A 13,128-nucleotide genomic window follows, 5' to 3' on the forward strand; every position below is an offset into this window, starting at 1 on the left:
CTGATCCAAGTGGCGCTATGGTGATGGATGTATCTGATTCAGGTAATGCAGCAGATGATACAGGAGCGGATGATGATGTCACTACGACACCTATCCCTGCTAATTCTAGTATGGAACTCGTTAAAACAAGTATTCTTGTTGATGGTGGTGATGGACTTCAAGCTGGAGATACTATTGATTACACATTTACAGTAACAAACACTGGAAATACTACGATCAGTACTGTTGTATTAGACGATCCATTGCTTGGAGGTGTGATTTCAGGACCAGTATCAGGAGATCTCAATACTGATGACATCCTTGACACGGATGAAGTATGGGTTTATACAGCAACATACACAATTACACAAGATGATATCAATGTTGGAGAAGTTATAAATACTGCGACAGTGACAGGAGAAAATCCTTTAGGTGATATGGTTTCTGATGATTCAGATTCTGGTAATGTTGGAGATGACACTGGAGATGATGATGATGATACGGTAACACCATTACCGGTAATGGCTGAGATTACTTTAGCGAAAGCGGTATCAACATTAATAGATACCAACGGTGACGGCCTTTTAGGCGCAGGTGATGAAGTTACCTACACCTTTACGGTGACTAATACAGGAAGTGCAACTGTTGAAGGTCTTATCATAACAGATCCTGTCATAGGACTTAATAATGCAATAGTGAATCCTGATACATTAGCTCCTACAGAAGTAGGAACGGTGACGGCAATCTACACGCTTACCCAGAATGATGTGAATGCTGGAAATGTAGAGAACTCAGCAATAGCCACTGGAACAGATCTTAATGGAAATTCTGTAACAGATGTGTCTGATAGTACGAATCCAAATGATGATGAAGGACAACCTGGGAATTCAGATGCAGATATAGATGACACGAATGATCCAACAAACTTACCAATACCTGCAACCCCTGCATTAGAGCTTGTGAAAACAAGTGCGTATGTAGATTCTAATGGGGATGGCATTGTGAGTCCTGGTGATATTATTGTCTACACGTTTGTGGTGACTAATACAGGTAATGTAACGGTAACTTCTATTGATGTAACGGATAGTAATCTTACACCTAATCTAGTGGGTACAATAAGTAGTCTAGCGCCTGGGCAAAATGAAACGTTAACGGCTAATTACTTTATAAATCAAGATGACATTAATGCAGGAGAAGTAATTAATGAAGCAGTAGCTAGGGGAGATGATCCAAATGGGAATCCAGTGAGTGATAACTCTGATTCTGGTAACCCTGCCGATGATACAGGAGCAGATGACGATGATACGGTTACACCACTTACGGGTAACCCTATGTTAGAACTTGTTAAAAGCTCTATGATTGATCTTGAAACTAATAGTATTATTTATACATACGCTGTTGAGAATACTGGAAATGTAGATGTATTTGATATTACGATTACTGAAACAACGTTTACTGGAACTGGTATAACACCTACTCCAATATATACAGGTGGCGGAAGTGATATCGATGGTGAGGCAGATGATTTTGATGCGATGCCAGGTGATATATTATTTTTTACTGCAACCTATGTATTAACCCAAGCAGATATCGATGCGGGCATTGTGACAAATCAAGCTGAGGCAAATGGAACTGGGGTAGATGGGACTTCTGTGTCTGATGAATCCGATTCAGGAAATGATGGTGATAATACGGGTGCTGACAATGATCCTACAAATACATTCATACCACAAGATGCTAGTATGAACCTTAATAAAATAGGCGTTTTAGATGATGGCGGTGATGGAATACAAGTCGGCGATCTTATCACGTATACCTTCACATTGACAAATACTGGAACTACAACTATTATCAGCCCTGTTCTTACAGATCAATTACTAGGAGGTGTTATTCCAGGTCCAGACTCTGGAGACCTTAATACCAATGATATCCTCGAAGTGGATGAAGTATGGATTTATGTAGTAACATATCCATTAACTCAGGATGATATTGATGCTGGGATGGTTATTAATACAGCAACTATTGCTGGAAATGCTCCAAACGGAGAGCCTGTTGTTGATACATCTGATGATCCAAATGATAACTCAAATATAGATCCAAATGGTGATGGAAACCCTGATGATCCTACCGTAGTAGACTTTGGATGTATGCCTAATATCTCATTATTTAAAGAAGACATCGCTTTCAGTGGTGATGTGACCAATCCAGTACCAGGTGATATTATCACTTTTGAATTTACTGTTGTAAATACGGGTAATATTACCTTACTAAATGCTGAGATATTTGATGCATTGTTAGGAGGGTTTGTTGGTGAGTTTGAAGAGATTCTAGTAGGCGAGTCAGTTACAACAACACAAGATTATGTAATCACACAAGCAGATATTGACAACGGAAGTGTTTTAAATACTGCATTTGTTGTAGCTGATCCAATCGGTGCTGATTGTGATGAAGTAAGAGATGTATCTCATGATAGAGATTTTGCGACTAGTGGTGTTGATTCTGACGGTGATGGAGATCCAACAAATGATGTGTTAGTAGATTCTGACGGAGACGGAGAACCAGATAATGACACAGAGGTACTATTGCAGCAAAACCCAGTGATCGTTATCACAAAAACATTTGTATACATAGATGCAAATGGAAATGGAGTAGTAGATGTAGGAGATCAATTACTGTACAATTTTGTAGTAATGAATAACGGAAATGTGACTGTGACAGATATCGTAGTTGATGATCCATTGCTAGGCGGTATTGTAGGGGTGATAGATGTTCTTACACCATCAGACACTGGAAATGTGACTGCCACATACAATCTTACTCAGGAAGATATTGATAATGGTAGTGTAACTAATACAGCAACTGCCGTAGGAAATGATCCATTTGATAATGATGTAACTTCAACAGATACTGTTGTATTTGATATCAACGATATGAGTAATATTACGCTATTGAAAGATGCTGAACTTGTTGATTCAAATAATAGTAATACTGTAGATGTTGGTGATGAGATTATTTACACATTCACTGTGACTAACACAGGTAATGTGACCGTTACTAATATCACTATTGATGATACAACTATCGGAGTTACCAATCTTTCTATATCACCAAGTACATTGGAGCCAGGAGAAAGCGGTATTGCTATTGTAAATTATGCATTGACACTAGATGATGTTCAAGCGGGAATGATTGTCAATACAGCTACCGCAAATGGTCTTGATCCTATGGGAGATATAGTTACCGATGTTTCTGATAGTACAAATCCAGCTGATGATACTGGAAATGATGATGATCCTACGGTTACCTTATTCGAAGTAGCGAGTATTTCTCTTGAGAAAGAAGGAGAATATATAGATGCTAATCAAAATAATATTGTAGATCAAGGTGATCGAATAGATTATACATTTACGGTCACTAACACAGGTAATACTCCATTGTTTGATGTAACCATCCTAGATTTACTCGTAGATGTAGAAGGAGGACCGATTAATCTAGCTATTGGAGAAGTGGACAGCTCGACATTTACCGCTAGTTATATCTTAACAAATGAAGATGTAGTAAACGGAAGTGTAGTAAATACAGCAACAGTAAGTGGATTAACCGCAGATGGTGCTATTGTTTCTGATACTTCTGATGATCCTACAGATGCTACAAATGTAGATCCTAACAATGATAATAATCCTGATGATCCTACTATTATTATACTTGATGTAGAACAAGATCTAGAAATCTTTAATGAAATCTCTCCTAATGGAGATGGAACGAATGAAACATTTGTCATTCAGGGGATACAGAATTTCCCTAATAATGTACTACATATTTATAATAGATGGGGTAATCTAGTCTTCAAAGCAGCGAATTATCAAAATGATTTTGATGGCACATCAAATGGGAGAGCCACTATAAATAAAAATAAAAAGTTACCAGTAGGTACGTATTATTACACGCTTGATTTAGGAGATGGCAGCGATGGACGTGCAGGATGGTTATACATAAACAGATAATTGAAATAGTATTAGATAGTTAAATAAGATATAAAATGAATATAAATCTTAAATTATTAATAGGTGTCTGTATAGGTTTTTCTATACAGATGACCTTTGCGCAACAAGATCCACAGTTTACACAATACGTTTACAATACGTTAGGGGTAAACCCAGCGTATGCAGGATCTCGAGGTCATGCAACTGCTCTAGGTTTGGTAAGGGCACAGTGGGTTGGTCTAGAAGGGGCTCCAAAGACACAAACGTTCACTATTGATTCTCCTTTAGGTGAGCATGTTGGGCTTGGATTAGCTATTGTAAATGATGAACTAGGTCCTTCTAGGGAAACATACATAGACTTAAACTTTTCATATACGATACAAACTTCACAAAATCGAAGATTATCTTTTGGAATAAAAGGAGGAGGGCGTTTTTTAGATATTGATTTCACGAGAGGTAATGCACAGAGTCCAGATATTCTATTTCAAAATAATGTAAGTGAAGTGCTTCCAACAATAGGAGCTGGAATTTATTGGCATAGTGACAAGAATTATATTGGAATATCTACCCCAAACTTACTTACAAATCAAACGTATGATGACGTACAACAAACTGTAGCAGCAGAAAGGTTGCATTTGTTTATCATTGGTGGTATTGTGACAGATTTAAGTTCAGATATAAAGTTTAAGCCTGCGTTTCTAGTAAAAGCCGTTTCTGGAGCGCCTTTAATTGCAGACCTCTCTGCTAACTTTATGTTTTATGAAAAACTTCGATTAGGTGTCTCTTATAGATGGGACGACTCTGTAAGTGGTTTAGCTGGTTTCCAGCTTACACCTCAATTACTATTAGGTTATTCCTATGACTATACAACAACAGATTTACAACGTTTTAATACAGGTAGCCATGAAATTGTACTACGATTTGATCTTATTTCTAATCGTAAACAACTAAAATCTCCACGTTTCTTTTAAATTTTATAGATATATGAAAAAGAATATTTCGATACTTCTACTTTTACTTTCCGTTTCAGCATTTGCACAGAAATCGTATGAGAAAGCAGATAAGTTTTTTAACCAAATGCGATATGTAGAAGCAGCAAAAGCGTACGAAAAAGGGATTGACCGAGGCGATAACTCTATGGAGGTTCTTCAGAAAGCAGGAGACGCTTATTATTTTAACACTGATATGGAACAAGCTAATAAATGGTATGATATTCTCATTAGTAGATACCGAGGTGAAGTGCATCCAGAATATCTGTTTCGTTTTGCACACACGTTAAGAGGTATAGGAAACTATAAGTCTGCAAATAAGTGGATGAAAGCTTTCGCGAAAGCATCTAATAAAGAAGATAAACGTATAGATGATTATGCTCAGAAAGAACAAACACTAGCAGATGTAATGGCCATACCACCTGCATTTGAGCTTGCTAATCTTGATATTAATACTATATATTCTGATTTTGGCCCTACATATTATGGAAGTAAGCTCATTTATTCTTCGGCTATTGATACTTCTTATTATGTGAAGCGTAGATATCATTGGAACAAACAACCGTTTTTAAATTTTTACGAGGGTCAAATTAATGCGACAGAGACAAATGTAAAACGTGAGCGCCCGTTTTCTGAATCACTTAATACAAAATACCATGAGGCAACACTTACATTTACAAAAGACCATAAGCGTGTTTATTTTACACGTAATAATTACAATGGAGATTTAAAACGTGATGATGAAGGTGTCAACCATCTTAAACTTTATACAGCAGTTCGTAATGATAGTATTTTTAGTGATTGGAGTGATATACAAGAACTCCCTTTTAATAGTGATGAATACTCCGTAGGACATCCTACGCTAAGTGCTGACAATAAAAAACTATATTTTGTTTCTGATATGCCAGGGAGTATAGGAGCAACAGATATATTTGTTGTAGATGTTTTGGATGATAATAGATATTCTACTCCTAAAAATGTTGGACCGACCATTAACACCTCTGGTCGAGAAATGTTCCCTTTTATTACTGAAGACAAATTATACTTTGCTTCGGATGGACATTTAGGAATTGGAGGGCTCGATGTTTTTGAGAGTGATGTTTTAGAGACTTCTTTTTCAGAACCTCGAAATTTAGGATTACCACTTAACAGTAATTTGGATGATTTTGGGTTTATAATAAATGAAGCCAATGAACAAGGGTTTGTGTGTTCTAACAGAGAAGGAGGTGTAGGGGATGATGATATTTATGCTTTTAGAAGAACTACACCAGAAAATATTACTGAAGCTATTATAGCTGATAATTGTAAGCAAGTTGTAAAAGGATATGTTAGTAATACAAGAACTAAAGAGCGTATTGCTGATGTTACCGTAGGATTGTACAGTGAAGAGGGTATAAAGTTAACAGAAACTAAAAGCCAGTTAAATGGAGATTATCAATTCAACTATGAGTTATTATGCAGTGAGCGTTATGAAATACGTATAGAGAAATTAGGATATAATCTCAATAATAAATTATTTGTTACTTCTAGTATCTCAGAAGAGACAATTATTCCTTTGGAATTAGAAACAGTGGATGAGTTGATTGTTGAGGATAACGGTGTCTTAAAAATAAAGGTGGGGATCATATTTTTCGATACTAATAAGAGTTATATACGTCCTGATGCTGCTGTAGAACTTAATAAAATTGTGGCATTAATGTTTCAACAACCAGATTTACATATAAGAATTGAATCACATACAGATTCGAGAGCCAAGGATAGTTATAACCTCGCGCTTTCGCAAAGAAGGGCTGATTCTACAAAAGACTATCTTATCCGACAAGGGGTGTTATCATCTCGTATAGTAGAAGCTAGAGGATATGGTGAAACACAATTAATCAATAACTGTGAGAACGGTGTTAGTTGTGAAGAGATTGAACATCAATTAAATCGTAGATCAGAATTTGTAATTGTCAAAATGTAGTTTTTATATAGACAAATCCCGCTTTACGATATGTACAATATCATTTTTTTATGTCAACTGATGTAATGAGGGCAAAATGATATAGTGTTTTTTCTCTTTTTAAATTACAGTATTTAGTTAGAGGCTATCCCTATGAAGTGTTTAGCGGGTATTTTAATTTTCTTATTTATAGGTAAATGAATCCATCTAACAAGCAAAAGTTAGCTAAATTGATTTTAAGCCAGAAACCTTTGAAAATGAAGATGCTATAAAGCAACTTCTAGCTAGAAGCAGATATTTAGGTTCTGTCGCATTAATTCTACTATTTCAAATAAACTTAAGTTTGATGTTTATAAAGTAGTTCCATGTACAAACACCATCGATATCCTCACATCATCATACAACAAGCGGTATATTTTAAATTTCGATTTAGTTTATGTTACCGTGATATTGAAGAATTGATGGCTATTCGGGGTGTTAAAGTTGATCATTCTACAATACAGCGTTGGGTGTTTAAGTTTTCTAAAGGCATAGAGAAAAATATGAACATTCGTAAGAAGTTAGTCATCGATAGTTGGAGACTTGATGAAACGTATATCAAGGTAGCAGGTAAGGATAGGTATTTATACCTAGCGGTGGATAAGCAAGGAAATACGATAGATTTCTTACTGACCAAATGAAGAATGAAGGGTTCTGCCCAAAAGTTCTTGAATAAGGCTATTTGAAATAACGCGAAACTTTGTATTATCAATATTGACAAGAGTGGAGCGAACACTGCTGGAATACGGACTTGGAATAGAAGGAGTTTGACTTCAAAGAAGATAAAGATTCGGAGAGTCAAGTGTCTCAACAATATTGTAGAACAAAATCATCGAAGCATAAAAGGAAAATTGGAATTACCACAGGATTTAAAGAATTTGAATCAGCATAACGGACACTTGCAGGAATAGAAATCATACACATTATTAGAAAAGGAAAGATATTGAGTCCTAAGACATCTATATTTAAAACTTTTTGTTTACTGGCTACTTAAAGGGTCTGTTTCTTTCTAGATTACATAATCATTGAATTAATGCGACAGAATCATAATCACACCTTGTATAAAAAATACGTAGCGAAAAGCTATTTTAATATATATAAGATAATTTTCAATGAAATCATCATTATAAATAATGATTTCATTGATATGCAATAAAACTAAATCCAAATAAACTAAATTTGTGAAATCAGCCTTTTTATTAAATGAAATTTACAGACAATACTTTTATAAATCTTCCTGGGGCATATTATCCTCAAATTCTAAGTGAGATAAAAAAGAACCCGAATGTTTTACAACCTATTTATGAGGCATTCACAAATTCATTAGAGTCAATTTATCTTAAGCAAGATGATAATAAAAATAACTCAATTATAATTAAGCATTATCTTAAAAGGAATTTACTTGATGAGTTAGAGTTTGATAAAACCATAATAGAGGACACTGGTAAAGGATTTGATGATAAAGAATTTGAAAGATTTAACATTTTTAAAGACTCTAGAAAGGGGTTTAAAAACAAAGGTTCTGGGAGAATCCAATTAGCTCATTTTTTTAATAATATAGAGTATAGCAGTATTTTTAAGACTAACGATAGTTTTATGAAAAGAAACTTTACGATTTCTAAATCAAGGGATTATGTTCATTCAAATAATACTATTACCTTTTTAAAGTTCACACAACCACTTAACGGAGACGTTAAAGCAACAGGGACTTCTCTGCTTTTGTCTGATTTACTCGAAGATGAAGATAAAAAGCATTATAACTTTAATATAGAGGATTTAAAAGAAAATATTATCAATCATTACTTGATGAATTTTTGTTTAAATAGAAATAACCTTCCAAAAATAACTTTAGAACAATACGTAAATAATGATTTTACTAGAAATCTTGAAATAACTCAAGATGATATACCTAAAAACGAGCAAACATTTGAATTCAATTTGAATTACAGTTTGTTATCTGGATATGAAGTTAAAATTTTAAATGATGAGGAAACTTTCAAAGTAACACCATTTAGAATACCGAAAGCCTCTCTTTTAGAAAATGAAATTAAACTTACAAGTAAGAATGAGATTATTGAATTAAAGAAGTATGATTTGGAATTGACAAATATTTCGGCAAAAGATAATGTCGATGGGGATAGATTTTTATTTTTAATTTCTAGCAAATATTTGGATAACAGAGATAGTGATGTTAGAGGTGAACTAAGGATACCCAGTAAAAAAGACTTAAAGAAAGATTTAGAGTTGTTCAGTAATAAGGAAATCTTTATTGAAGATATTGGGGTAGGTGCAAATGAATCGATTTTATATAATTATGAAGAAATTCAAAATAAGGTAGAAGAAAAACTAGGAAAGATAGAAGAGTTGAAATCTATGTTCCTTCTAAATGATGATTTCTTAAAGGGAATATCAATATCGCTTAATGATTCGGAAGAGAAGATTTTACAGAAAGTATATGTAGAAGAATCTAAACAAGTAGCAAAACTTGATAGTAAGATAAAATATCATTTTGAACAATTGGATAATCTTGATCCATCATCAAAAAGCTATCAAGAAGAATTTGAAGATTATATTGTTAGATTGGTTAAAGATATACCATTGCAAAACAGAAAGGCTTTAACACATTATGTAGCTAGAAGAAATCTTGTACTTGAATTATTTAACAAAATCCTAAAAAGAAAATTAAAAGTTCAAAATGACGGTAGTAGAAACAATGATGAATCTTTGATACATAATTTGATATTTAAGCAACATAGTGATAATACTGATATTAGCGATCTTTGGTTGCTAGAGGAAGATTTTATACTATTTGATGGTTCTTCTGAACATGAATTAAAAGATGTAGAACTTGAAGGAAATAAAATCTTTAAAGATGATAAAAAATTATCGAAGGAAGAATTAGAATTTAGAGATTCTCTAAATGAAAAAAGATATCAAAAAAGACCTGATATATTATTATTTCCCGATGAAGGTAAGTGTATAATTATTGAATTTAAAGCTCCTGATGTGAATGTTTCAGATTACATAAATCAGATTCAAAATTATGCAACATTAATAAGAAATTTCTCAAGAGAAGAATTTCAATTCAAAACTTTTTATGGATATTTATTAGGTGAAAAAATAAATACTTTTGATGTAAAAGCAAAAGACCCTGATTTCAATCAAGGACATAAATTTGATTATCTATATAGACCTTCTAAAACTGTAGCTGGCTTATTTAATAATAGGGATAATGGCTCACTTTATATGGAAATAATGAAATACTCTACATTATATGATAGGGCAAAAAACAGAAATGACGTTTTCATAAAAAAATTGACCCAAAAGTTTGAAGATGATTAACCTTTCTATCAAGTTAGAGGTCTGGTTTAAATATCCTGATTCTCATTTTTAAAGTCTGTAAATTAAAGCCTCAAAGCGGTGAGTTTTCATCGCGTCGCGCTAATCAATTAGGCTTTCATATCCATTTTATTTCTCTTTCACCAAATCTTTTTTGATTTCCTCAAGAGACACTAAAGATTTTTTAAGGTTTGGCACATAATTATTGTACATGATTTGATGATTACCTGCCACCCAATGTTTATATTCCTTACTGTTAGTAAAATATTCTTTTAATTCTTGACTACTATTTTTCTTGTTAATTCTTTTTAAAATCCACTCTAAGTACCAACTGTGATTATCTCGAACTAAATTTCTAAACTCTATTGACTGTTCTTCAATTATTAGTTCGTAAGGAGTTATATCATCATTAATCATTAAGTCATAAACTTTAATAATTTTAAGAGACAAACTATCTTTAAAAGGAATTTGTCTTAACTGGTCAATTCCCGTTTTATTAAAGACAATTCGATAATCTTGAACAATTAACCTTGAAAGTCCGACATCTAATAAATCTGAAGTTGCTAAATTATTCATGACCAATTGAAAAATATGTCTTTTCTTTTCATAAGTATTTATCATTTGAGTAATTTCTTGGATATCGTCATTTACATCATCTAAGATTCTACTATGAATTTCTTTCAATTTATTCTTGTCCTTTTTATATTCTGTCCAATCATTGATTGCAAGGGCAATTAATAACCCAATAGCAATTAAAAATACTTCCCCTATTGCATATCTAAGATATTTCCTCAAGTCTTTATTTATTAATATTCGCCTAATCTTTTTTAAATGTTTCATTTTTTATTTATGAAGCCTAACGATATCGACTACGAATAGTTGCGTGGTTTAGTACTAAACTTTGTAGATACAAACCAAGTAGGAAATTCCGCAGGAATTTCTAAAGTAAGCAAGAACAAGCAATTACTTGTAGTCAATGTGTGTGCCCAGTATGGACGTCTTTTGTTTATCGAAAGATAACTAATTCATTTAGAGGGTGCAAGTCCTTTATGGGGCTGGGTGACACCTTGAATCTTTAGTAAGCTACAAGGTTACTATCTGTGAAGCTAGGGCTGAAGAAAGCAGGACTACAAATCTTGGTGCTGACGAACAGATTCACTGTAAACCATATTATTTGATTTTATGTAAAAGGAATATCAACTTAAAACCAAAATGATTGTATTTATCGTTAATATGGGCAAAAGTTAAAGATTGATTTTCTTTACTTTTTAGTCTGATAACCATTCAAATAATATTAGTAAAGCTAGTTAGAGTTAAGTTTATATCTTGTTTCAAAAAGTTTGATATTTGTCCTGTAAAGTAAAAAGCAACTTAGGCTTTCACATGCTGTCAGGTGTAAGAATATGCCATGATTTGTAGTTTCTATATATTTTGTTTATCGAAGAATAACGTGCTATAAAATGTATTTTAAAGACCATAACCCGAAGGTCACTAATTCAATACTTTCAATATTATTTCATAGATATTCTTAGGAATAAAGTTTGATAGATTAAATCTGATGTCATATCAATATTTTTCTGTTTACTACGATGTTGATAAATCTTAATTATGGTGGTAAGTGGATTTGGTAAGTGAAAAGTTAAGTTTTTGACATTTTTCCACTTTTTTTAATTTTTGAGAAATGTTTATTTTTTTATTCCCAACTAATTTAGTTCTTTTGTCGAGATCAATGATTTCAGTTATTGACAATACAGAGAGGTGGCCGAGCGGTTTAAGGCGCACGCCTGGAAAGCGTGTATACGCCAAAAGCGTATCGAGGGTTCGAATCCCTTCCTCTCTGCTTAATAAAGAAATAAATATCCTTTATTATAAGTTCTTACAAATAGAAACAATTTTATGCTAAAAACTTGCTATTTCATTATAAGTAAGCAAGTCTAGTGCATAGTATGTGCTCACTATAGCACATAATGAGTTTCTATCTGCTATTTTTTTCAGAATTAATCTAATTAATTACTATATTTAACCCTTTACTAATTTAAATTTAAGATCAAGAGCAATGAAAAAATTATTCTCTATTATGGCAATCGCAGCTGTTGTAGCTTTAGGGACTTTCACATCTAAAGCCAGCAATGCGCAAACAACCCTTCCAGTTCAAGTACAGCAAATAATTGCTAGTGTTGATGCAGGAGCAACATTTCAAGAAGAAGCAGCAGAAGAAGAACTATCTTTTACACAAGATTTAAAGAAACGTTTTATAGAAGGAGGACCTGGATTTATGGGGATTGTACTTTTATGTCTTATCTTAGGTTTAGCTATCGCAATAGAAAGAATTATATACTTAAACTTAGCTTCTACTAACAGTAAAAAATTAGCACAAAATGTAGAAGACGCACTTAATAGTGGTGGTGTTGAAGCAGCAAAAGAAGTTTGTCGTAACACAAAAGGACCTGTTGCATCTATTTATTATCAAGGACTGGACCGTGTAGGAGAAGGTGTTGAAGCAGCAGAAAAAGCGGTAGTTTCTTACGGTGGTGTACAAATGGGACAACTAGAGAAAAATGTTTCTTGGGTTTCATTATTTATCGCACTAGCACCGATGCTTGGTTTCATGGGAACGGTAATCGGGATGATTCAAGCGTTTGATAAAATTGAAGCGGCAGGAGATATGAATCCAGCACTGGTAGCAGGAGGTATTAAAGTAGCACTTCTTACTACAGTATTTGGATTAATTGTAGCTATTATACTTCAAATTTTCTATAATTACATTATTGCTAAAATCGATAGTATTGTAAACGATATGGAGGATTCTTCAATCACTCTAATCGATATGTTAGTGAAGCATAAAAAATAATTAGTA

6 protein-coding genes, 1 tRNA gene and 1 pseudogene are annotated in these 13,128 nt (G+C 33.3%); 7 read left to right on the forward strand and 1 reads right to left on the reverse strand.

What is annotated here, in order from left to right; all coding sequences use genetic code 11:
• The 5 genes and pseudogenes from CHB80_RS24680 to CHB80_RS14165 form a co-directional block, all read left to right on the forward strand.
• Positions 1-3,983: DUF7507 domain-containing protein (locus CHB80_RS24680; protein WP_179218171.1), on the forward strand; the 3,983-nt coding region annotated here is incomplete at its 5' end.
• Between the two features lie 35 nt (positions 3,984-4,018).
• The gene (locus CHB80_RS14145; RefSeq protein WP_089372142.1) at positions 4,019-4,933 is read left to right on the forward strand and encodes a PorP/SprF family type IX secretion system membrane protein; all 915 of its coding nucleotides are present in this window, start codon (positions 4,019-4,021) and stop codon (positions 4,931-4,933) included.
• Positions 4,934-4,946: 13 nt separating this feature from the next.
• Entirely contained in the window at positions 4,947-6,914 is a 1,968-nt protein-coding gene (locus CHB80_RS14150; RefSeq protein WP_089372143.1) for an OmpA family protein, read from the forward strand.
• A gap of 344 nt (positions 6,915-7,258) precedes the next feature.
• Positions 7,259-7,843: pseudogene (locus tag CHB80_RS24960) on the forward strand (IS6 family transposase).
• Between the two features lie 292 nt (positions 7,844-8,135).
• Positions 8,136-10,274: a hypothetical protein gene (locus CHB80_RS14165; RefSeq protein WP_089372146.1), complete on the forward strand. Its 2,139-nt coding sequence runs from the start codon at positions 8,136-8,138 to the stop codon at positions 10,272-10,274.
• 126 nt (positions 10,275-10,400) lie between these two features.
• Here the strand turns inward: CHB80_RS14165 and CHB80_RS14170 are convergent, their stop codons facing one another.
• Positions 10,401-11,111 carry a hypothetical protein gene (locus CHB80_RS14170; RefSeq protein ID WP_089372147.1) on the reverse strand — a complete coding sequence of 237 codons (711 nt, stop codon included), beginning with the start codon at positions 11,109-11,111 and terminating at the stop codon, positions 10,401-10,403.
• A 912-nt stretch (positions 11,112-12,023) separates the two neighbouring features.
• On the opposite strand from CHB80_RS14170, the gene CHB80_RS14175 reads away from it, so the two are divergent.
• Together CHB80_RS14175 and CHB80_RS14180 are read left to right on the forward strand one after the other, a co-directional pair.
• Positions 12,024-12,111 (forward strand) — tRNA-Ser (locus tag CHB80_RS14175).
• A gap of 216 nt (positions 12,112-12,327) precedes the next feature.
• The gene (locus CHB80_RS14180) at positions 12,328-13,122 is read left to right on the forward strand and encodes a MotA/TolQ/ExbB proton channel family protein (protein ID WP_089372148.1); all 795 of its coding nucleotides are present in this window, start codon (positions 12,328-12,330) and stop codon (positions 13,120-13,122) included.
• The last annotated feature ends 6 nt before the right edge of the window (positions 13,123-13,128 follow it).

It is taken from the genome of Dokdonia pacifica (genome assembly GCF_900188275.1).
Lineage (GTDB): Bacteria > Bacteroidota > Bacteroidia > Flavobacteriales > Flavobacteriaceae > Dokdonia > Dokdonia pacifica.